Consider the following 22,457-nt stretch of genomic DNA (forward strand, 5'->3'; position numbering starts at 1 on the left):
CATCTCCATAGTGACATCTCTATAACTAGTAACATAAAGATGTTAATACGTAAGCATTAGCTGAATGCTTACATTCATACTCCCTTAAACCCGACTTCGATTTCTTTCGTCGATTCTCTCACAATTAGAGTATCAGTTTTAGGAAGCTTGCGAGAAATACCAATTTGATTCAGGACAATGCCGCAAATAATTACAGCACCACCAATATATTGAGCTATTGTTGGTACTTCTGATAGAATCAAGTAAGCTGCTAAAATGCCCGCTAGTGGACTAAACGAACTGGCCAGAGAAACATCGGATGCAGTAGTAGTCTTCAAACCCTTAAACCAACAGAGTTGACCCCCTACTACAATCACAGCTCCATAGAGGAGCATCCATTGCCAGACAAAGGGTGAGAAAACATTCATAAAGTGACCTACTCCAAATAACTTAATCACCACAACAAAGAAAATGACTGTACCTGTAGCAGTTCTGAACACCGTAAAGATGCCCAGAGGGATTTGGCGCAGCTTCACTTTACTAATAATCGTAGAAATTGCTAATGCGATCGCACCTGCTGCTGCCATCAATTCACCGACACCAATCCTAAAGCCTCCCGCCATAGTAATCATGTTTTCCTGCGGAGGCTGAAGCCAAATAGTCAGGATGACACCAATAAATGAAATAATCGCACCAGCTATCACCCAACGATTTACCCGTTCTTTGAGAAGTAAAACTGACAAAGCCAAAGCCAGAGGAGGCTCAATGCGTCCAATCAGCACTACATTATTAACAGCAGTGCGCTCAAGAGCGATAAATATCAGAGATGGTGCCAGTGCTCCTGACAAAACTGCGACACCCAGTAACCCTAACCAATCTGTTCCAGAGAGTTGTCTGAGGGATCGAAAATTCCACTGTCGTCCATAAATAGCAATCAACGCTAGCAACGCGCAGAGATTGCCAACAAACAAAACATTACAGAAGGAAATAGGATTGTTACCATCAATTAAATTATCTGCACCCAGGTCAGTGAGCTTACGAATGACCGAATTCGCTGCTGCAAAAATTAGGATAGCGATCAATAAGTAACCACGCCCTGGAATCCGATTCAACCAATCTGTTATTTTAGCAATGAAACTTGACATAGACGTTGACAATAGCAAAGTTTAAATGACAGGGTAAGCGCAAGAATCAATAAGCCTAGGCTTATTGATAAAAAAACCGCGCCATTCTCAACAAATTAATTCTATTGCGAGTACAGTTCTACTAGATTATAGGGGTTTCGAGCCACGATCAACCGATATCCACCCAATCCACATTATGGGCAATTTTTTCTTGCGCTTACCCTGGTTTCAATGAATTATATCGTGTCCAGATGTACCATCGATTCAAAATGAGACACAGTTTATCTCATCAAGACGCATAACTGAGTCTTGTTGGAATTGTGACTTATAGGCGGCACGGATATCTTCAATAGCTTGCTCTGCCTTTGCAGAGCGCTTATAAAGGATCATCACCATACGGGACTCCTCCTGTATTGTCTTGTCTGTTTTAGCATCTCGCCATTGTCCTGATATTTTGTCAATGCTTAGCCCATCTGGAAATCGAGGGCTTATTACATTATCAAGGAACTTTTGCCATACTAGAGGTTCCACTTTTCCGCCACCAGGGATGTTTAAACCAAAATAGAGTTCAACCTTAGACATGGTTTGGCCTTCTACTGGACAAGATGATGATGCGAGATTGCTTTGAGGGAAAGTCAACAAAAATAATACAAAAATTACTACCACACAAATGAAGTTACTTAATGTTTTCATAGTTAGACAATGAGATCTTATAGCACTATAGCACCGTAGCACAATTTAACGTTTATTTATGCCCACCTACTTAATTGAGCCAGAGTTAGGTAATAACTATACCTGTAGGATAGGTTAATAACGCACCCTACCACTGAGGTCTTAGAGGATATCTGAAAAGTTTTTTGATACTGCATTTTGCCCCCCTAGCCCCCCAACTTTGGGGGGAACAAGAGTCAATTTGCTTCTAAAAGTCCCCCAAAATTGGGGGACCCACGGGGGCTTGGATGTAGCAAATTAGACTTCTCAGACAACCTCTTAAATAAAAGTATTGTCCATAAATCATTTAGAATCACTATAGTCAGCACATTGTTGGATCAGTTTTGCAATTAATCCAGTCCAACCATTTTGGTGACTTGTTCCAATTACTAAGCCACTATCGCCATGGAAATATTCATATAACAGAATTAAATTGTGCCAATTCGGAGCAGTTTTAAATTCCTTAATTTTGCCATAAAGAGGACGATGACTGGATTGATTTTTATGGAAAATCCGAATCAGACGCCGGGATAGTTCTACAGAGACTTCCCCAAGGGTCATCAGATTACCTGACCCTGTAGGGCATTCCACTTTAAACGTATCTCCTAAATAGTAATGGAAGGTTTGCAAGGATTCAATTAAGAGATAGTTAAGGGGCATCCAAATCGGACCACGCCAGTTAGAATTTCCCCCAAATAACCCATTACTAGATTCAGCAGGTTCGTAGTCTACACGATGTTCATTATCATTGACATAAAATAGATAAGGATTATCCTTATGAAACTTAGAAATAGCTCGGATACCATAGTCACTTAAAAACTCATTTTCATCCAACAACTTGCTCAGAATGCGGCGGAATTTATCACTTTCTACCACTTTGCCAAGAGTCATATAACATAGAGCAAGCATCCGCTTTGCGCCTACTCCCTTAGTTTCCATACAAGCAACATTGCGTTTGAGATCAGGGCGATGTTGAATAAACCACTCCAATCGTTTTTTAAAACCCGGAAGTTTATTGAGCGTCTCTGGTTCTATAGTAGTGACGGCAAACAGAGGAATTAACCCTACCATGGAGCGTACTTTCAGGCGCAACTGTTCCTGATTAGGTAAGTGTAGCACATCATAGAAAAAGCCATCCTCTTCATCCCACAATTGCGTCTCATCTTCCCCAATATTATTCATAGCAGCGGCAATGTAGAGGAAGTGTTCAAAAAACTTAGTAGCCATGTCTTCATAGACAGGGTTTTCTAAAGCTAATTCTAGGGCAATAGTGAGCATATTGAGACAGTACATTCCCATCCAGCTGGTGCCATCAGATTGCTCAATATACCCGCCGACTGGAAGCTCTGAACTGCGGTCAAATACTCCAATATTATCTAAGCCTAAAAATCCCCCTTCAAATACATTGTTGCCGTCGAAATCTTTGCGGTTAACCCACCAGGTAAAGTTAAGCAGAAGCTTTTGAAAGACCCGTTCTAAAAACTGGCGATCGCTTGTTCCATGGAACTGTTTTTCTAGCTGATAAACTTGCCAGGTTGCCCACCCATGCACGGGAGGATTGACATCTGAAAAGTTCCATTCATAAGCGGGAATTTGCCCATTGGGATGCGTATACCACTCCCGCGTCATTAAGTCAAGTTGATTCTTAGCAAAATCTGGATCAATCATTGCTAAGGGGATGCAGTGGAATGCCAAATCCCAGGCCGCAAACCAGGGATATTCCCATTTATCGGGCATAGAAATAATATCTGCATTGTTGAGATGATTCCATTGCTGATTCCTGACTTTTAGCCGTTCTGGTGGAGGTGGCGGTTGATTGGGGTCACCCTTGAGCCAGGTTTCTACATCGTAGTAGTAATACTGTTTACCAAAAGATTTGGGTTTAAAGCCCCGTCCTTCGCTGGATAGAAACCTGTTTATTGTGGAGCCTTAATCAATAAGTTTTAACCAAAGGTGCGCTTTCCGTTCTCTGCAGGAGACGCGGGGCGCGTTTCTCCGTAGGAGACGCGGGGCGCGTTCGGCGAATTAAATTCGCCACGGGTCGCACCTCTTTTACGCATAGCCTGCCAACTATAAAGGCGACCCTATCGAAGCGGTAACTTGGCCTATGGCCACCCTTGGCCTATGGCCACGCCAAAGGCGAACGCGAACAACGGACGGCTTTTTTGGCGGTTCTGTACTAAGTGTGCTAGTATGGATATATAAACGTACACCCATGAATTGAGGATAGATATTATCTAAAAAATAAATAGACAACGTAAAAAATATGTAAAAGATACATATTGCGTAATTTGGTCTAACGACTTTAACGTCTATGAAAAATTTAGATATAAAAAAGTATCTATCTCTAAAAAAAAGTAAAGGTACGGTGGGGCACACCGAAACCTAGATCTTAGATCAAAACGCTTATGAAGAATCGGCCTCTACTCTTTCTGGTTCCGACCTGGCTGAGCAAGTCGGCTCGTTGAAGTAAGAATCCCCGTTCTTACAGGACGGGGAGTGTCAAGCTGATCGTCATTGATTCCGGGTGGTGCGATCGCATGGTAAAACTGATCTGCTTCTGAGCGACGGGTGGCAATAATCCGTGAAAACTCACTGCCAAAGGGTTGGGGGATATTGGGAGCATCACTCAGCCACAGCTTAATCACCCGAGTCTCCCCAGCACCAATAGTAAATCGGTAATGGGGAGCCACTTTTGTGCCGACTCTGCTAGGATTGACGGCATTATTGTCACCCTGAACCACATAGTTATTAATGCCATCTTTAACATAGGCAGACTGATTCTCTACCCCAAACAAGCGCTGATAATTGGTTTCGTTATCAGTAACTAATAATTCTGGTGAACCCTCACAGTAAAACCACCGTTGTCCCAATGTGGGATGGGAGGCTTCCAGGACACTGAATTGCTGATCAGATTTAGCAACCTTAATTAAGGGTTTGGGAGAATTAGGATTCCAAGACCAAATATTGCGGAACCAGAGAGTAGGTAGGATATGGAGGGTTTGAGGATCTGGTCCTCGATTAATCGCAGTAATTTGGATTAAAATTTGCTCCGCCGAGGCTTTGGCATACTCTAGGAATACGTCATAGTAACGATTTTCCTGGAATATCCCTGTATCGAGCAGTTCAAACTCTGGTGCTTCCCGTCCCCGACGTTGGTTTTCCTGCACTAGCCAAGTATAGGGAAACTCAGCTTGGGGATATTTGTATAATCCCTTCATGTAGGAGTGGGTAGGAGTACTATCTAGATAGAAATAATACTCTTTAACATCTTCCCCGTGATTACCTTCAGTGCCCGTTAAACCATAAATCCGTTCTTTAAGGATGGGGTCTTTGCCGTTCCATAGCGCTAGGGCAAAACACAAATACTGTTGATCATCACAAATACCCAAAATACCATCTTCGCCCCAACGGTAAGTACGCGATCGCGCCTGGTCATGGGTAAAATAATCCCACGCTTGTCCATCTGGGCTATAGTCTTCCCGTACTGTTCCCCACTGTCGCTCACTTAGGTAAGGACCCCAGCGTTTCCAGTGGATAATGTGATTTCGAGCTTCTTCGAGTCTTTGATGTTCTTCAGTCATAACTCAGGCCAGCTGCATCGCTTTTAAAGTTGAAAGTTGAAGGTTGAAGGTTATTTTATTTAAGCTTAATTGGTGGTTCGCTTAGCGTGGCCGACAGGCCAAGGTTTAAGGTTAGTTAGTTGTTCGCCTTTGGCGTTCGGTGAAGGGTAGGTTTAAGATTAGTTGGTTGACGCTTAGTTGGCTTTGCTGGACTCCCGCTTCCCCTGCATAAATTAAACCATCGTTATCCAAGTGAATGCTGTAGCGAGCTCCTCGACGATGCCAGTCAATTACCTCTTCTAGAATTGGAAACAATTCCGCTATCAACGCCTGATCTTGCGTCGCTTCGTAATAGGCACGGATTGCCTCGAAATACCAGAGCTTAGCATCCACGGTGTTGTATTCTGCTTCCGTTCCTACATCTGGGAAGAGATTGGGTAACATCCCTTGATCTATATAACGGGCAAAGGTGGGAAGAATAGTGCAAGCAACGTCAGGAGGACCGGTCGAGAGAGTCAATGCTGGCAAACTAATCATGGTATCTGACCCCCAATCCCCAAACCAAGGATAGCCTGCGATAATCGTTTTATCATCAGGTGCATCTGCTAAAGGGCGGTTGACTATAAATTGGTCAGCCGCCCATACTAATTGTCGGATCCAACTGGGGGTAGTTTTGAGCTCATGGGTAGCATCCCAACGGTTGATTAACTGCTGCTCGTAAAATTTCTCGTCCCAAGTCATTAGTCATTAGTTATTATAACTGTTTTTAATTAGGTGAGATACATTTTTTAGGGGACAGGGAGCAGGGAGCAGGGAGCAGGGAGCAGGGAAGAGGTAAGAGGTAAGAGGGAAGAGGGAAGAGGGAAGAGGGAAGAAGGTACAAATTATTTGTACCTCATTAAACTAAAAAATACTATAGTCATTAGTCATTGGGAATTTTGGGAATTTTTAACTTAAAATTGGGACTTGGTTAGTCCCAATTTTAAGTTAATTTAAGTTAATTTAAGTTAGTTTAAATTAGTTTAAAATTATTTGTTCATGGCAACAATTTCCGCAATATCCATAGAGCAAATCATCACAGCAGTGTCCTCAAAACTTACTAAGTTAAGATGATCCGGATTATCTATCAACTGTTGTGCTGCTAAAAACCCAGCAATTGTCCAGGTTTGAACTTTCCTAGCTTTCTTGCCAATCAGGCGACCATTTTTACCATCATAGTACTCTGGCCAGTTATCCTTAAGCAGGCATTGGGCAGCAATGGTTAAGGCTTTACGAGCCAGTTCAGATTTGCCAGTTTTTTGTGCTGCTGCTGCCAATTCCCACAACAAGAAAGGCCAATTCCCCGCATTATGGTAAGACCAAGGAGTATTTTTGGGATCACAACCTGTGATAATTTGCCAATCGCGACCTTCCAAAGCCGGAAAACAAACTTTCATGGGCATTTCTCCCACTAAATCCTCCCAGCGTTGCTCGATCAAGTCCATAATGGCTTGGGATTGTTCTTCAGTAGCTAGGGAAGTAATAATTGCCATTAAATTACCTTGGGCAAAAAAGCGAAAATCCATCCGCCCTGGTCCAAGGTTACCCACAAAATATCCCCCTGAATCTGGCAACCATTGCATTAGCCAATCAGGAATAGTGTCAGCATAGACATTAAACTTATTGATTGCCGCTTCACCGAACTCTTCCACATCGTAGCGATAGATTTCCTTGAGGCGGTCTAAATTCAACCAATAGTAATTCCGAATATGATAAGTCAGATGACCCAAGCGCTCCTTGACCACAGGAACATAATCATCCTCTGGCAACAATAACTCACTCGCCGCCTGCAACGCAGTGTAGAATAGGGCTTGAATATCCAACGGATACCCATCAACTCCCATGCGTCGGTCAATCATGAAGGCACCATCGGGAACCAACATCGTGGGAAACAGATCAAATCGTTTAGTCAGACACAGATCTAGAACTAATTTGATTCCCCGTTGGAACCTTGTCTGGTGGGCAAGGGCTTGATCACCAGTTGCCTTGACATAAGCCCTTAACACCAGCAGCCACCACAAGCCAGAATCTACTGGAGCAACTCGTGCGATCGCATGTTCCCCAAAATCCGCCCCTAAATACTCCTGTTCCTTCTTATGTATCACTTTAAAGCTCGCTGGCATCAATCCAAGACCCGCCTTAAAGCAATCCATATGCTTTTCACGGCTTTGAAGCCCTAGGGTTTCGATCAGGAAATTGCGCACAATTTCTCCCTTGCCCCTCATCAGCAATGCCATAGCCGACACCGCGAAATCCCGGGTAAAGCACTGGTCATAATTCAGGGCTTCCATATCCGAGTCTTTCGACGCCACTGTGCCCACGGGATGACCTTGATAATAGATAATCGAATCTTCCAGGGCTTGCCAAGCTGCCTCGATCAGATTACCTTCGCTTCCCATATAAAATTTCTCCTTTAAGTTGTCCATCTGGTTGATGCTAGCTTAACTCCTTTGAAAAAATCCTGGAGTACTTGGCTCGGATATCGAAAGACAAAGAACTTCGGGAACTTCAGATCAAGGAACTTCGGATCAAGGAACAGGGCATAGGTCAGAAGAATTGACGCAGTTTATATCATAAAAATACTAATGCTGCAAGGTATCAGCAAACAATCTTTAAGCAAACAACCTTGGCCTATTGGCCACGCGATCGCGTTCAACTTTCAAGCAAACAACCTTCAACCTTTAACCAAACAACCTTGGCCTATTGGCCACGCGATCGCGTTCAACCTTGGCCTATTGGCCACGCTTCGCGAACAACCTTGGCCTATTGGCCACGCGATCGCGTTCAACCAACCTTGGCCTATTGGCCACGGGTGCGCGTTCAACATTCAACCAAACAACATTCAACCTTCAACCAAACAACATTCAACCTTCAACCAAACAACATTCAACCTTTAACCAAACCACCTTGGCCTATTGGCCACGCGATCGCGTTCAACCTTTAACCAAACCACCTTGGCCTATTGGCCACGCGATCGCGTTCAACCTTTAACCAAACAACATTCAACCTTTAACCCTATTGAATTTAGTCACTCAGGACTGGCTCAAGTAACATTGCCGTACCGACAGGAAAGGGATAGGATATATTTTCGGTCAGGGCAGACACTCGATAAAGCATCGCTCCCCCTTCTCGATTTTGTTCTACCCCATCCATCACAATGCGCAGAACATTGCCTGGTTTAACAGGTTCATTCAAGGTCACCGTAAGAGCGGTACCACCTTCAGCACTCTTAGAAACTGCTGTGGTTGCTGGCACTCTCTCACCAAACTGATTAGTAACCTTTGCTTTGCGAACACCAGCGAGATTGGTACACTCAATCACAAGAGCATTAATGGGAAAGGCAGCCACAGCAACGGTAATAAAATGCCTATCCCCTGCAGCTCCAGCAATTCCAGCACTGGCAACATAGGGAGCATTCGGCACAAAACCGGCTTGAGCCTGAGCTACTGGCACCAGACTGGGGATGGCTATAGGCAGCACAGATGCGGCGAATGCTAGGGCTGAAACTGCTCCGAAAACTTGTTTTTTCATCACTCAATCGTCTTGGGATACCAGACTTAAACAACGTTGAGTTGATTTGAAAAAACACCTATGGAAATTGTCTGCCTGAAAAAATCGGGAATTTGACCTAGATTGGAATCGGCTATTTGCTGGTAATTTTCGTAAAAAATTGGAAAAAATTGCTTGATTGGACGGAAATTTTGGCAATTCTATGTCAAAGTAAAACTAGTGTTTGGTGTGTTGGCTTTCAACCTAGTCAATGATGGCAGAAGAAGCCCTAGCTGTTTTGGACACAATTTTGCCCGATTACTCCTTCAGTAACCTTCAAGAGACCGTCTTCTGTGAAGTTTGGGAAGGGAAGACTTACGCTGAGATTGCGGAAAGCTGCGGGTATGAGCATAGTTACATTAGAGATGTAGGATTCAAACTTTGGCAACGTCTGTCTGTGGCTCTCAAACAAAAAGTTACCAAAAGTAATGTCCGGTCAGTTTTGAGGCGGTACTCCCGAGCTCAGCTATCCTCTCTAGGGATTTATGGCTATCAGGACAGGATAAAAACCAGCGTCGGGAATTCCCTATCCCCTGCTCTGGTACCAGAGCTAGACTTTCCCAGTGGTCCGGTACCACTAAACTCCAATTTATACATCGAACGTCCTCCCATTGAAGCGCTCACCTACGCAGAAGTTAGCAAACCAGGTAGCCTGATTCATATTAAAGGCCCCAGACAGAAAGGAAAGACTTCCCTAGTGCGAAGGATTTTGGCTTATGCCAAGAAACAGGGCTTTCGTACTGTTAGTTTAAGTTTACACCGAGCTGACTCCCAAGTTTTCAGCAACCTGGATAAGTTCTTACGTTGGTTTTGTGCCAACGTCAGTCGGCAATTGGGTTTATCCCTCCAACTCGATCACTATTGGGATTCTGACATTGGCTCTAAGGTGAGTTGTACCACTTACTTTGAAGACTATTTGCTAGAGCAAGTCGATAGGCCAATTGTTATTGCTTTAGATGAAGTTAATCAAATTTTTGAGTATCCAGAACTTTCTAGGGATTTTCTGTCTTTGCTACGCTCTTGGTATGAGGATGCTAGGGAACTGGAAATTTGGCAAAACGTAAGATGGGTGATAGCTCATGCTACAGATGTATATGTGCCACTAAAACTTAATCAATCGCCCTTTAATGTTGGCCTAGCCATTAAACTCCCAGAATTTACCAATGAGCAAGTGCTAGACTTAGCCCAGCGTCATGGTTTGGATTGGGCAAAAGGTGACCAAGCCATGAAACGTCTTGCTCCTTTAGTGACTATGGTAGGTCGTTGTCCCAGTTTAATTCGTCTTGCCCTTTATCATCTCACTAAACAGGATGTTAGCTTAGAACAATTACTAGAGGAAGCACCAACTCAAACTGGAATTTATAGTAACTATTTGCGTTACTATCTAGCCGCTTTGCTACCCCATCCTGACCTAGTCGCTGCTTTTAAGGAAGTAGTCATGGCCACAGAAAGTGTGGAATTAGAAGCACTAACTGCCTATAAATTGGAAAGCTTGGGTTTGATCAGAATTCAGGGGAATCGAGCCACAGCTAGCTGCGAACTATATCGTCTATTTTTTAGAAATCAATTCGTGAATGAAATAAGAGTTAGTGGTTATTAGTTATTAGTCATGTCAACGAGATACAAAAAAAGCGATCGCGTAGCGTGACCTACGGTCAATCGCGAAGCGTGACGGGTCGCACCTGTGGAATAGGCATCTTGCCTGTTCGGGGATTTTTTGGAGCGGGCAGGATGCCCACTCTACTCCGATCCATTCGTTTGATTCAGCAACGCCATCCTAGTCACCAATTTACGATTAGATCTAACTAGTGGAGGTAAGCGGACTCGAACCGCTGACATCCTGCTTGCAAAGCAGGCGCTCTACCAACTGAGCTATACCCCCAGGCCAATACAGCTTAAGCTAAATTAAGCTTAGTGTCTTAACCGCACTTTTGTTATTATACATCATCCAACTGGAAAGTCAACCAAGATAGCCAAAAAATTTTCCCATAGACATCGCAACAGTAATCTGACCATAGCAGGTTAGTGCGGGGTGTTACCATACGTCAGAATAGTAAATAGTGAGGCACTTTCCGACTCAGGACTCAAAACTCAGCACTCTTTTCACCCCTTAACCGGATCATGACCCAGGTAGTTGCAACATTTTACAAATTTGTCAAATTGCCAGACTTTGCGGATAAACGACCCTCCTTACTAGCCCATTGTGAAGCTCAAGGCATCACAGGAACCATTCTCCTCGCAGCAGAAGGCATTAACAGCACCATCGCAGGCTCCCGTCAAGCCATTGATTCAGTCCTAGCGTTCCTCCGTTCCGATCCCCGTCTGGCCGACTTACAGCATAAAGAATCCTACACCGACTCCCCCCCATTCAACCGCCTGAAAGTCCGGTTAAAGAAAGAAATTGTTACCATCGGTTTGCCAGAGGTTGACCCCAATCAGCAGGTAGGTACCTATGTTAACCCCCAGGACTGGAATGCTCTAATTTCAGATCCAGACGTAGTACTGATTGATACTCGCAATACCTATGAAGTAAATATCGGAAGCTTCAAAGGTGCGCAAAATCCCCATACTGACTCATTCCGACAATTCCCTGATTATGTTCGCCACCACCTCGATTCCACCAAAGATAAAAAAGTAGCCCTGTTTTGTACAGGGGGTATTCGCTGTGAAAAAGCCTCATCCTTTATGTTGAGTCAGGGGTTTAAACAGGTCTATCATCTCAAAGGTGGCATTCTCAAGTATTTAGAACAAGTCCCAGAAGACGAAAGTTTATGGGAAGGGGAGTGCTTTGTTTTCGATCAACGAATTGCTCTCAAGCACAAGTTGGAAGCTGGAACCCACCATATGTGCTACGGTTGTGGAAATCCAATTTCCCAAGCTGATCTCAATTCCCCTAAATATATCAAAGGTATTTGTTGCCCTTACTGTTTTGATGATCTCAGCAAAGAAGCATAAACGTCAGCGGTCAGCAGTCAGTGGTCAGCGGTCAGCGGTCAGCGGTCAGCCGTCAGCCGTCAGCGGTCAGCCGTCAGCGGTCAGCCGTCAGCGGTCAGCCGTCAGCGGTCAGCGGTCAGCCGTCAGCGGTCAGCTGACGTAACAGAGATTAAACCAATGCTTACCTGTTTGATTCAAAAGCACCTCAAGTAGCACCATCTGTAGCGCATTAGCACCTCAAGTAGCGTGCGCGTAGCGCTTAAGCTGATAACTGATAACTGATAGCTGATAGCACCTCAAGTAGCGTGCGCGTAGCGCTTAAGCTGAATGCTTACCTTCATACTTCTGACTTCATACTTCATACTTCTTTAGCGCTAGGGTCAATCCATCAGCAATCGGTACCAAACTAAGGTTGACCCGTTGGTCTTGAGATAGCTTTTGATTAAATGCTCGAATTACCTCAGTTTTGCTATCGACTACCTCAGGATCTGCTACTCGCCCCGACCAGAGGACATTATCCACAGCAATAACTCCACCATTACGCACCAGTTTCAGTGCCTGCTCGTAATAGTTTTCGTAGTTCCGTTTATCGGCATCAATGAAGGCAAAATCAAACGTACCTGCCTGTCCTTCTTCCACCAACCGCTCCAGAGTGTCCAGTGCTGGGGCAATTTGCAGGTCAATTTTGTCAGCTACTCCAGCTTGTTGCCAGTAGCGACGTGCGATCGCAGTATACTTCTCACTGATATCACAAGCAACCACCTGGCCGTCTGGTGGCAAAGCTAAGGCTACAGCTAAAGCACTATAGCCCGTAAATACCCCCACCTCTAGAGTTTTCTTGGCTCCCATCAACTGCACTAGTAAGGCCATAAACTGCCCCTGTTCAGGAGCTATTTGCATCATACCCATGGAATGCTGTGCTGTTTCCAGCCTCAGCTGGGTCAAAACTTCTGGCTCTCTTAGAGAAACAGATTTTAAGTAGTCGTAAAGCTGCTTGTCTAGTCCAAAGGTTTGATTAGCCATTGATATTTAGTTTGCTCAAAGCTATTATTTTCCAGAGGTTGCTCAATCTATAGCGTTGATCATACTTATGAGGTACCTTCAAGTTTCTTATACCAAGTTGCGGTCAAAGGTACAACTTTCTCTTCCGCCAATCTCCCTATCTCCCTATCTCCCCATCTCCCCATATTCCCCTCCTGGGAGGGGTTAGGGGTGGGTCCCTATCTCCCTATCTCCCTATCCAACCAATCTACTCTCTTTGAATGCAACTCGGTATTACCCCTACTCCCGACTCCCGACTCCCTACTCCCTTTGCTAAATGATAGTATTCATCGTTAATTTTTCATCAGTCCATGTTGCTTTGGTTATTCCTTGCTGTTCCCTATTGGTGGGATGATTTGTACAGTCTCGCGATTAAACCCCAATAAATAGGGATAATACGGTATTTAATACCATAAAACAGACATTGACATTTTGCTAGCGCTAGAGTAAGATTAAAGTATACGATTCAGAATTAACGATGCCCAAGAAAATAGGAGCAACTAGAAAAATATCGACTCAAATCGTCCCCGTAGTAGGGATGACTGAGTCGGTTAAGACAGAGTTGTTGTTCACAATGAAAAAATTGGGCATTGTCAGATCTGAGTCTTACAACAAACTGGGAAGCATTAATCACTGGGGACTGGACTGGAAAAAGGCCATCCCGGAAGTAAAGAGTTTCAGGAATCCCGACAGCTTAGGGCTGCCTGCTAAATTAATGGATTGGGCTATTAATGATGTAGCAAAAGCCATTACGGCTCAGCAGGCAGCCTGTATAGATGCAGTAGCAAAAAGAATCTACAGAAGGTTCCCTGGAAAGGAAAATCAAAATAAACGAAAGGAGCTTTGCAAACAGCTTAAGACCGTTGCTTTTCTGGACAATCCTCTTCTACACAGACTTGTTAGAAGGTTTTTCCAAAGAGGACATTCTTGGATTAAAAACCAGATCGTCTATCAACAAGTGGGTTACAAATGTAAAAGGCTTTCCCGTAACACTTACCAGTTAGAATTGGCGGGATTAAGGAGAGGGAAGAGGAACAGGATAGTTGTTAGATCTAATCGAAAAATAAAAGGACAAATCAGACTGATCCATAATCAACTCCTGCAAAAATTTGAAATCCACTTTCTGGTAGACCATGGAACCGTAGAAATTCCCTCTGAACGTCGAAGTCTCGGTGTAGATAAGGGTTACACGGAGGCTTTCTATGATTCAGACGGTCAGGCACACGGCAAAGATCTGGGAAAAGTCTCTACTAAGAAATCAGATCGCATATGTGCCAAGAACCGCAACAGAGGGAAACTTTGGGCACTTCACAGAAAGCTAGAGAAAATAGATTCAGTTAAATCGGCTCGAATACTTGAAAACAACCTAACTAGAAAAACGGAAAATCGCCGTTACAGAAAAAATCAAGCAGAGTTGACGGCGATAATAGGAGCAGCCTCTAAGTCTCTTTTCAATGGAGAATCTTTAAAGGTCTTTGCTGTTCGCGTAGCGTGGCCTACGGCCTCAGATTTAACACAACCAATCAGAAATAAGCGCCAGTCTAAAGCCGTGTCCCGCAAACTCAATAGTTGGATGAAAGGAGTGATGCGTGATTCTTTGCAAAAATGGGCTGATTGGACTGGCTCGGTTGTTACAGAAGTTCAGCCTAGTTACACGTCGCAAATTGACTCCAGGAATGGCACCCTGTTGGGCAAAAGGACTGGGGACAATTTTACCGGATTTGATGGGGTCGTGTTGCAGGCTGACCATAATGCTGCCAAAAACATCCTTGCTCGCGGTACCGACTTCGAAATTACTCGGTACATGAGTAAAACCGAGGTACAGGCGGTGTTATTGCGTCGTACCGCGCGTTGGTTGAAAGGAATGGGACTGAGTTTAGTTGATGCAGTTGAACTTGGTTGGCTTGACTGTAAGCATACTAAAACTCAGGCTTTCAACCAACTCCTCATCGAGATGTGAGGAACGCCTAGAAAGACGAGTGGCAGGTTTAACTCCAATTACTGCATGACCACTCCTCCCTCAGGCAACAATAAATTGCACCTTGACCGTTTTGTACGGGTTCATCCCGATTAATTACGGTTTAAGAGTATCTCGAACTTCCCCTAGCCATAGGGAAAGTAAATCCTTATCCTGGAAACAGCAAGTGCTCAATTAAGGGCTGAGGGCAAAAAGCAAGACATGGGACGTATATTTATTTCAGCAGGTCACGGTGGCATGGAACGTGGTGGTCTTGACCCAGGGGCGATTGCCGGTGGGACAACGGAAGCCGAAGAAATGATTGGGCTGCGAGATATGGTGGTGCCAGAATTGCGATCGCGTCGGTATGAAGTATTATCTGTTCCTGATGAATTGAGTTTAAAGCAGACAATTCAATGGATTAATGACCGTGCTGGTTTTGGTGATGTAGCGCTAGAGATTCATGCTGATGCCTTTTCCAATCCTAACATCCGAGGTGCCTCTGCTTTTTACATTTTCAATAACACTGAGCGCAAGAAGCATGGTGAACTAATGCTGCGCTATTTGATCACACGCCTTCCTGAACTGCCCAATCGAGGAGCAAAACCCGATACGGAATCAGGTGTTGGGCGTCTTGCCTTTTGCCGTGATGTTATCCTGCCCTCCCTACTGCTCGAAGTTGGCTTTCTGACTAATCCCCAAGACCGTGCTCTGCTCCAGAATCGACGTCGTGACATGGCCAGAGGCATAGCTGATGGACTTGCCCAATGGAGTAGTTTGATATCTGGTGAACAGCCACCCGATCAACTCAATCCCGTTTATCCCATCATTGATATTAAAATCAATAATCAGACTTACGATGATCGAGGTGTTCTAATCAATAGCAATTCTTACATTCCCATTGACCTAGCCGATCGCCTAGGAGTGGATTTGACCACCGCCGAGAATGTCCGTCGTGTGCAATATCGGGGAGTCGTTTATGTTAAGGCCATTGAACTAAGAGAATATAACATCTTTGTCGGTTGGGATGCTCCTACCCGCACTGTGATTTTGCGCTCAATTTCCCAGAAAATCTGTCCAGGTCTGATTGACCGGATCATGGGTCATGGTAGCACCTCCGAAGTCCAGTTACAGATATTTCTTAAAAACAATAATCAGAACGCCCTGACTGAGTTTCCTGACCTAGCTAGGCTCTATCGAGAAGAAGCCTCGGTAGAGGGAGTCAACTATGACATTGCCTTTGCCCAAGCTTGTGTAGAAACTAACTTCCTACGCTTTAGCGATCGCCTTAGACCTGAGCAAAATAATTTTGGTGGTTTGGGAGCAGTGACTAGTGAGGAAGAAGCGACTTTTCCTAGCGCTAGAATTGGAGTACGTGCCCATATCCAACATTTGAAAGCCTACGCCAGTCAGGAACCCCTAGTCCAACCCTTGGTCGATCCCCGGTTTCGCTTCGTTACCCGAGGGATTGCTCCCTTAGTTGAACAGCTCAGTGGCCGCTGGTCAGCTGACTTAGATTATGGCAAGCGAATTATCGCCGTTGTCAGGCGTTTATATGAAGCATCTAACTTGCTTTGATCCCGATTCCCGATTCCCGATTCCCGATTCCCGATTCCCGATTCCCGATTCCACCTCAAGCAGCCCTCTAACTCAGCGCTGCAAGCGCACTACGCATTTAGATGTTTGACATTCCTAAACTCCAAAACTTAGTCATAGTTTACTTCTGACTTCTGACTTCTGACTTCTGACTTCTGACTTCTGACTTGCGCTATAACTACTAAGCTGTCTTGAAAAACCGGATAATTTCTCGGACATTATCCAGAAATTGACTATCTGTAGTTAATTGTGCGATCGCATTTTCAGAATCCCGAGCTAAACGTTGGTGTTCCGCATTGTTATTAGCTTCCAGTTGTGCCATTGATGCTTCAAGTTGGGCTAAGCCTTTGCGAGTCTCTTCCCAGTAACGCTGATGGGTTGCCACCCAAGAGTAAGGTTCTTCTGGGTCTAGTTTCTCTTCTAGACCTTTGACAGTTCTTTCGAGAGCTTCAAAACGATTCTGTAGTTCCATTACATCTCGGCGAGGATACTTAAACTCTTGCCGGATCATCCTTAACCGGGCTGCTAAATACTGGTAAAAACGTACCGCTGGACGCAAAGCAGTTAAAAGCAAAGCTGCTCCCGAACTGACGTAGCCTACAGCACTAATCCCAGTGGCAGCAAGGATGTACAGACCCACAGCAGATAACAGGTGAAGGGCGATTGCTACGGTTAGCGATCGCTTAGCTATCATTTCCACATAGTTTAATTGCTTCGGGTCAACCGCAATCTCATTTGCCCTGGAAGCCGACCCCTCTGCTAAAACTTCCCTAGCTTCCAAGTGGACATTCCACGGAACTGTCACAATCACCAACAGCCACCAAAAGCTAGCCACACCAATTATCCAATCTAGGAAATGACCAGTACTAATGTGCAACCATTGCAACAGCCCAAACACCAATAGAGTTAGAATTCCTAACCCAGTCCCTACACCAGCAATATTAAATAACATCCTAGCGACCTCCGACGGATTTTCAGCCTTGATCCCATCATGCTTAGAGATAACCCTCAGGCTCGAAAACCTTGTGATAGTTTCGCTAGCTTCACACTGATATTAGGTAAGTATTCAGCTATCAGCCGTCAGCTGTCAGCTAATCAACGGTCGGTAGTTGCTAGTGGTGCTTTAGGGACGGACTCACCCTCATTTTCTCGGTAGCCAGTGTTGGGACAGTCCGCTCCGAAAATTGTCACGGGCAAGATGCCCATTCCACAACAAGATGCCCATTCCACCCACCAGGTCAAACAGCTTTTAGGAGATGCACCCTGCTCCTTTTACTCATCCGACCCCGTGCAGTTAAAGCCCCTGATAGCACCTGAAGTAGCACCATCTGTAGCCCATGAGCTGATACGCGACACGCTGATAGCTGATAGCTTATGTGTCCTTAGCTACTTTTGCTCAAATTTTATTAATCAAAATTAAAACTTAAACCATTAGAACCAGAAACATTTAATCTGAAAGTTAATCATTATAGCTTGAAGCAGTCGTCTTAAAATTGACAAATCCTAAAAGCCTAGTACAGATGCTGAAAAACAGAGGTAAGTAGCATGAAGAGTTCTTTAAAACAAAAATTACCACAAAAACTAGCCACCTTCGCCACCGTTGCCCTAGCCACTGCCTTCTCAGCAATCAGTCTTGGCAACCAAACCTCCGCCGCTACCTTTGAGCAAAAACAAGTTGAACAAGGCAAGTTTATTGCTGTAGCTCAACCCTTTGGCGCAAATTCCCATCAATTGCTGATCATAGAGCAAAAATCCAACAAGCGAGCCTGTTGGAGCGAGAGTGGTACTAACCCAGTGATCGTAGACCCACTGCTGTTGAACTTTGACTTTACTGGCATTTGCGGACGCAGTACTGATAGCAATGGCTATTCCATGCGCATGGCGGGTGAAGACTTAGGACTTGATTACATCCTTAGCATTGTTGAGCGTAATGGTGAACTGTTGCTAGTGGGTAAGCACCGCCTTGATCGTAAAGCTCCTGAAGTAATCATCGGTAGAACTGGTGGTATTCGCCAGGGCTTTATGAAAATTTTTCTGCAGCCCGGTTGGGAATTTGCCAAGAGAATGTTCAATGGCAGAGAGCTAGGTCACGTCTACCTTGCTACTAACACACCCCTAGGTAACACAGGAAGTACTGATCCATCCAAGCTTCCTCCACTTCCGCCACGAGAAACCTCTAAATTTCGGGATATTGCTACTGATGTCTATGCCTCAGAAATTGAAAAAGCCGTAGCAATGGGATTTATTGCTGGATTTCAGGACAATACCTTCAGACCCCAAGGGTTTCTCACCAGAGAACAACTCGTGTCTATGGTCATTGAAGGCTTAGGTAAACTGCCAGGTGCTAATATTACTGTCCCCACTCAAGCATCAGGAAGGCCCTATCAAGATGTTGAGGCTGGGCGCTGGAGTGCTGCCAAAATTCAATGGGCGAGGGACAATAATATTGTTAGTGGCTATCCTGATGGCACCTTTCGACCAAATAAGTCCGTAACTCGTGCCGAATTGATGGCAGTACAAAAAAAAGCTGCTGAATTTGCCAAAAACCTCCAAGGTCAGCCAGGGGTACTCGTTTCTAATGGGTCAGTCACACAATTTTCCGACACCGAAGGTCACTGGGCTGTCGCTCTGATTTCTGAAATGTCTGCCTACTGCCAAGTTGCATCTCCCCTAAACGAAAGGGGTAACGCTTTCTTCCCCAATTCTGAAGCACGCCGGAACTATGCCGCTGCTGCTACTCTGCGCATGCTCAACTGTGTCCAGCAGCCCATTACTCAGAAGTAGCACATTATCCTTTAAGAAGGCCACAAGAAACGTCTGTTGATCAGACCTCAAGTAAACAACGTAAGCTATCAGCTGATAGCACCTCAAGTAGCGTGTTCATAGCACATTAGCTGATAGCTTACATCACCCCATTATATCAATTCCGGTAGCCTGGGATTGATCACAAACCCGATTGAATACTGCCGCAAAGTCTCTATTTTATTCCTCCCTTCCTGAACTCTGCCTCTTGGCCGTTTTCCTTCTCTTCTATCCAACATATAAAGATGTAAACGAGAGCTCTATAGCAGAAGTCAGAAGTCAGAAGTCAGAAGTCAGAAGTCAGAAGTCAAACTCTTGCGCTTACTTAGGTTTGAGACTTTTGTCATGTCCGCGCCTGCCCTGGCGACTGCTATAAAAGTGAAGACTTTAATAAATCCGTAAAAAAAACTGTAAAGATTTGATTAAGCAAGGAGTTTTATAGTGACATGGAATCATAATTATGTCATCTATAGTAATGTAATTTTTTTTTTAGACAATTTAGATAATTCTTATGAAGTCTAGTTTTAGCTATTGTCCAATAAGAAGCATGAGAAATTTCTTAATTTATTTAATTGAAAGTGAATAAGATTTCTTTCGATTACCCAAAGTTTCAGATCCAATCTAGTAATTGGGATTTAGCAATTCCTGTAGTAATTGTGATAATTTTTGGATCCAGATCTGCTGTTCCCTACTCCCTACTCCCTTTGCTATAGAGCATAAACTCCAATACTAATTTTCCATAACACCAAAAACTACTCGGATCTCTTTCCTACTGTTCCCTATTCCCTGTTCCCTATTCCCTAAAAAGGAGAGGATAATAGTAATTATGCCAACATTTGAGGCAGAAGACACAACTAGGCTGAGTTTAGAAAACTACATAGTTTTTGATAGTGACATTGCTTCCGGTGGTCAAGCTATCGAGATTCCCAAAACCAATACTACTGAACAAGGATTCATTCGTTTAACCTGGACAGAAGATGACGGTCCTGCTGGTAACTATAATTTTAAGATTGCCTATTTTGATGAATTAGATGGCCGATCTACCCTGACACTTCGTGTCAACGATATCCCGATTAGTAGATATATTTTCAATAAAAACCCAGGAGAACAGGACAATCCACCCATAGACACACCCAATTCTGGTAATTATATCGGCTTGACTGGTTCTATATTTGATGGTTTATCCAATCCTAATCCTGTCTTTAAAGACGTAGAACTGGCTCCAGGGGATCAGATTGAAATCTCTGCCGTGGCAGATAGTTTGGGGAATCAAACCTATGAACTAGCACGAATAGACGTTATTGAAATAACACCAGCACTGGAAGCTGGCCCAGTTATTACTTTTCCTGAACTTACCATTACCCCTACTGATGGCACATTAGCCGAAACTGTGCCAAAAAGTGGTGGTATCACCATCACCCGTACCGGAGACATTAGTCAAAGCCTAGAGGTAACTTACACGGTCAGTGGCACCGCTAGCTCCTCAGATTACAAGCCCATCCTAACCGGTACCGTTACTATTCCAGAAGGTCAGGAGTCAGTAGATCTCAAGCTCACCCCAATCGCCGATGGAATAGTAGAAGGGGAAGAAACTGTAATTATTACCCTTGAGAATAGTCCCGACTATCAATTAGGTGAGACTCCCAGTGCCACTTTCACCATTACCGACAATGACCAATCCACTATCACCGAGAGTGTGACTATTTTCTGGCGTAATGACGAGACCGGAGTCAATGGTGCTTGGTTGATGGATGGTCTCGACTTAGCTCAAGCCGTAACAATTCATTCACCAACAGAACCAGCCGACAGTCCCTGGCAAATGCAGGGTGCAGGGGATTTCAACAGTGATCAACAACAGGATCTTCTCTGGCGTAATAGCTCTACTGGTGAAACTGGCATCTGGTTGATGGCAGGATCGGTGTTTCAGAATGCAGTGTCCATAACCCCAACTCTAGGCTTAGACTGGGAGATTCGTGGCACGGAAGATTTCAACAGTGATCAACAACAGGATATTCTCTGGCGCAATACTTCCACTGGGGAAAATAAAGTCTGGCTAATGAATGGCACCAATGTCGCTCAGGAGGTGTCCATTCCATCGGAACCAGTCACTAGTATTTGGGAAATGAGGGCAGCGGGAGACTTGGATGGAGATGGTGATGGGGATATTATCTGGCGCAATACTCAAGACCAAACTATTTACTATTGGAGGATGGAAGGGACTCAGTACATTGAATCAGTGTTGATTGACTCACCAATAAGTATTGGTCAGGAGGTAATCCATGGTACCCTCGACATCGATGACAATGGTTTCGATGATATCCTCTGGCGCAATCTCGACGATGGACAAAATAGTGTCTGGCTGATGAATGCTAATGGGTTCGATCGCCTGGAGAGGCTTGAGCCAGTAACTGATCCGAGTTGGCAAAGTTATGTTTAAATACGTAATTTCAATTACCTAAGTATTTAGCCAAGGGCAATCAGCTAAAGCCCTTGGCGCGTTAGCTGATTGCTTACATGTAGAGACGTTATATAGCGTTTACACATGAGATGTAAACCTGTATGGTCTTTTTTTATTGGAGAATAAAACTCCGGATCTGTTTCCCCTCTTACCTTTTGCCTCTTGCCTCTTGCCTCTTGGCCTTTGGGAGTATGTTCACAACTCAAATATAAACTATATAGCTATCAATTTTAAATATTTATAAAAGTTCAAGATTTATAAAATAATCATTTTTGCTTAGGACTTACCCAAAACTGGACTCGAAACCCTATCACTCTAAGGGCTATCACTCCAAAGGCCATAAGTAGTAGGTTACCTTATTAAGGCACCTTACCAGTATAATTACTGCCTAATCCATGTTTATAATAAAACCTATGGTTCGATTATAAACATGGATTAGTTTTCGATGAAAGATAAACTCAATATTTTTATATTAGTTATTTTCTGGATAGTTATATGTATGTTGTGATCTCTAGCATTTTTCAATTAGGTGAGGTACATAATTTTTGGATTTTAGGGAACAGGGAACAGCGGCTCTGGGAATAGGGAATAGGGAATAGGGAATAGGGAATAGGGAATAGGGAATAGGGAATAGGGAATAGGGAATAGGGAATAGGGAATAGGGAATAGGGAATAGGGAATAGGGAATAGGGAATAGGGAATAG

Annotated in this window: 21 protein-coding genes, 1 tRNA gene and 1 pseudogene; 11 read left to right on the top strand and 12 right to left on the bottom strand. The window is 44.2% G+C overall.

Annotated elements, in window-relative coordinates; translation table 11 throughout:
- Nucleotides 1–74: 74 nt before the first annotated feature.
- From F6K51_RS07830 to F6K51_RS07855, 6 genes and pseudogenes are all read right to left on the bottom strand, one after another.
- On the bottom strand, nucleotides 75–1,124 hold the full coding sequence (locus tag F6K51_RS07830; RefSeq protein WP_293019363.1) for a DMT family transporter: 1,050 nt from the start codon (nucleotides 1,122–1,124) through the stop codon (nucleotides 75–77).
- 243 nt (nucleotides 1,125–1,367) lie between these two features.
- A complete protein-coding gene (locus tag F6K51_RS07835) occupies nucleotides 1,368–1,796 on the bottom strand; it encodes a DUF3574 domain-containing protein (RefSeq protein ID WP_083305243.1) in 429 nt (142 codons plus the stop codon).
- A gap of 321 nt (nucleotides 1,797–2,117) precedes the next feature.
- Nucleotides 2,118–3,551: a hypothetical protein gene (locus tag F6K51_RS07840; RefSeq protein ID WP_293019365.1), complete on the bottom strand. Its 1,434-nt coding sequence runs from the start codon at nucleotides 3,549–3,551 to the stop codon at nucleotides 2,118–2,120.
- Nucleotides 3,552–4,237: 686 nt separating this feature from the next.
- A complete protein-coding gene (locus F6K51_RS07845; RefSeq protein ID WP_293019366.1) occupies nucleotides 4,238–5,398 on the bottom strand; it encodes a hypothetical protein in 1,161 nt (386 codons plus the stop codon).
- Nucleotides 5,399–5,584: 186 nt separating this feature from the next.
- A pseudogene (locus F6K51_RS07850) lies at nucleotides 5,585–6,046 on the bottom strand (amylo-alpha-1,6-glucosidase); the annotation flags it as partial.
- A gap of 359 nt (nucleotides 6,047–6,405) precedes the next feature.
- Nucleotides 6,406–7,815, bottom strand: coding sequence for a glycoside hydrolase 100 family protein (locus F6K51_RS07855; protein WP_293019368.1), 1,410 nt, complete (start codon nucleotides 7,813–7,815; stop codon nucleotides 6,406–6,408).
- Between the two features lie 227 nt (nucleotides 7,816–8,042).
- Here F6K51_RS07855 and F6K51_RS07860 point away from each other — a divergent pair, with 227 nt between their 5' ends.
- Nucleotides 8,043–8,360 (top strand): hypothetical protein, encoded by a 318-nt coding sequence (locus F6K51_RS07860; RefSeq protein WP_293019370.1) that lies wholly within the window; start codon nucleotides 8,043–8,045, stop codon nucleotides 8,358–8,360.
- 80 nt (nucleotides 8,361–8,440) lie between these two features.
- On the opposite strand, the gene F6K51_RS07865 is transcribed toward F6K51_RS07860, so the two are convergent.
- Nucleotides 8,441–8,947: a DUF2808 domain-containing protein gene (locus F6K51_RS07865; RefSeq protein ID WP_293019371.1), complete on the bottom strand. Its 507-nt coding sequence runs from the start codon at nucleotides 8,945–8,947 to the stop codon at nucleotides 8,441–8,443.
- A gap of 229 nt (nucleotides 8,948–9,176) precedes the next feature.
- Between F6K51_RS07865 and F6K51_RS07870 the strand changes: the two genes are divergently transcribed.
- A complete protein-coding gene (locus F6K51_RS07870) occupies nucleotides 9,177–10,565 on the top strand; it encodes an AAA-like domain-containing protein (RefSeq protein WP_293019373.1) in 1,389 nt (462 codons plus the stop codon).
- Nucleotides 10,566–10,774: 209 nt separating this feature from the next.
- On the opposite strand, the gene F6K51_RS07875 is transcribed toward F6K51_RS07870, so the two are convergent.
- Nucleotides 10,775–10,847 (bottom strand) — tRNA-Ala (locus tag F6K51_RS07875).
- 239 nt (nucleotides 10,848–11,086) lie between these two features.
- Between F6K51_RS07875 and F6K51_RS07880 the strand changes: the two genes are divergently transcribed.
- Both F6K51_RS07880 and F6K51_RS07885 read left to right on the top strand, forming a co-directional pair.
- Nucleotides 11,087–11,920 carry a rhodanese-related sulfurtransferase gene (locus F6K51_RS07880; RefSeq protein ID WP_293019374.1) on the top strand — a complete coding sequence of 278 codons (834 nt, stop codon included), beginning with the start codon at nucleotides 11,087–11,089 and terminating at the stop codon, nucleotides 11,918–11,920.
- Nucleotides 11,895–12,062, top strand: a complete 168-nt coding sequence (locus F6K51_RS07885; protein WP_293019376.1) for a hypothetical protein — start codon at nucleotides 11,895–11,897, stop codon at nucleotides 12,060–12,062. The genes F6K51_RS07880 and F6K51_RS07885 overlap by 26 nt, the downstream gene beginning before the upstream one ends.
- Before the next feature lie 188 nt (nucleotides 12,063–12,250).
- Here the strand turns inward: F6K51_RS07885 and F6K51_RS07890 are convergent, their stop codons facing one another.
- Nucleotides 12,251–12,922 (bottom strand): class I SAM-dependent methyltransferase, encoded by a 672-nt coding sequence (locus F6K51_RS07890; protein ID WP_293019378.1) that lies wholly within the window; start codon nucleotides 12,920–12,922, stop codon nucleotides 12,251–12,253.
- Between the two features lie 189 nt (nucleotides 12,923–13,111).
- Between F6K51_RS07890 and F6K51_RS07895 the strand changes: the two genes are divergently transcribed.
- The 4 genes from F6K51_RS07895 to F6K51_RS07910 all read left to right on the top strand — a co-directional run bounded on the left by F6K51_RS07895 (nucleotide 13,112) and on the right by F6K51_RS07910 (nucleotide 16,584).
- On the top strand, nucleotides 13,112–13,237 hold the full coding sequence (locus tag F6K51_RS07895; protein ID WP_293019380.1) for a hypothetical protein: 126 nt from the start codon (nucleotides 13,112–13,114) through the stop codon (nucleotides 13,235–13,237).
- 181 nt (nucleotides 13,238–13,418) lie between these two features.
- Entirely contained in the window at nucleotides 13,419–14,900 is a 1,482-nt protein-coding gene (locus tag F6K51_RS07900; protein WP_293019382.1) for a zinc ribbon domain-containing protein, read from the top strand.
- Nucleotides 14,901–15,119: 219 nt separating this feature from the next.
- A complete protein-coding gene (locus F6K51_RS07905) occupies nucleotides 15,120–16,475 on the top strand; it encodes an N-acetylmuramoyl-L-alanine amidase (RefSeq protein WP_293019383.1) in 1,356 nt (451 codons plus the stop codon).
- A complete protein-coding gene (locus F6K51_RS07910) occupies nucleotides 16,453–16,584 on the top strand; it encodes a hypothetical protein (RefSeq protein ID WP_293019385.1) in 132 nt (43 codons plus the stop codon). Before F6K51_RS07905 ends, F6K51_RS07910 begins: the two co-directional genes overlap by 23 nt.
- Before the next feature lie 90 nt (nucleotides 16,585–16,674).
- On the opposite strand, the gene F6K51_RS07915 is transcribed toward F6K51_RS07910, so the two are convergent.
- Together F6K51_RS07915 and F6K51_RS07920 are read right to left on the bottom strand one after the other, a co-directional pair.
- On the bottom strand, nucleotides 16,675–17,445 hold the full coding sequence (locus tag F6K51_RS07915) for a hypothetical protein (RefSeq protein ID WP_293019387.1): 771 nt from the start codon (nucleotides 17,443–17,445) through the stop codon (nucleotides 16,675–16,677).
- A gap of 143 nt (nucleotides 17,446–17,588) precedes the next feature.
- The gene (locus tag F6K51_RS07920; RefSeq protein ID WP_293019389.1) at nucleotides 17,589–17,735 is read right to left on the bottom strand and encodes a hypothetical protein; all 147 of its coding nucleotides are present in this window, start codon (nucleotides 17,733–17,735) and stop codon (nucleotides 17,589–17,591) included.
- 303 nt (nucleotides 17,736–18,038) lie between these two features.
- On the opposite strand from F6K51_RS07920, the gene F6K51_RS07925 reads away from it, so the two are divergent.
- The 3 genes from F6K51_RS07925 to F6K51_RS07935 all read left to right on the top strand — a co-directional run bounded on the left by F6K51_RS07925 (nucleotide 18,039) and on the right by F6K51_RS07935 (nucleotide 21,732).
- Nucleotides 18,039–19,277, top strand: a complete 1,239-nt coding sequence (locus F6K51_RS07925; protein ID WP_293019390.1) for a DUF3747 domain-containing protein — start codon at nucleotides 18,039–18,041, stop codon at nucleotides 19,275–19,277.
- Nucleotides 19,278–19,873: 596 nt separating this feature from the next.
- Nucleotides 19,874–20,008, top strand: coding sequence for a hypothetical protein (locus tag F6K51_RS07930; RefSeq protein WP_293019392.1), 135 nt, complete (start codon nucleotides 19,874–19,876; stop codon nucleotides 20,006–20,008).
- Nucleotides 20,009–20,121: 113 nt separating this feature from the next.
- Nucleotides 20,122–21,732 carry an FG-GAP-like repeat-containing protein gene (locus tag F6K51_RS07935; RefSeq protein ID WP_293019394.1) on the top strand — a complete coding sequence of 537 codons (1,611 nt, stop codon included), beginning with the start codon at nucleotides 20,122–20,124 and terminating at the stop codon, nucleotides 21,730–21,732.
- Nucleotides 21,733–22,264: 532 nt separating this feature from the next.
- On the opposite strand, the gene F6K51_RS07940 is transcribed toward F6K51_RS07935, so the two are convergent.
- Nucleotides 22,265–22,457: hypothetical protein (locus F6K51_RS07940; RefSeq protein WP_293019396.1), on the bottom strand; the 193-nt coding region annotated here is incomplete at its 5' end.

The organism is Moorena sp. SIO3I8, assembly GCF_010692325.1.
Classification (GTDB): Bacteria; Cyanobacteriota; Cyanobacteriia; order Cyanobacteriales; family Coleofasciculaceae; genus Moorena.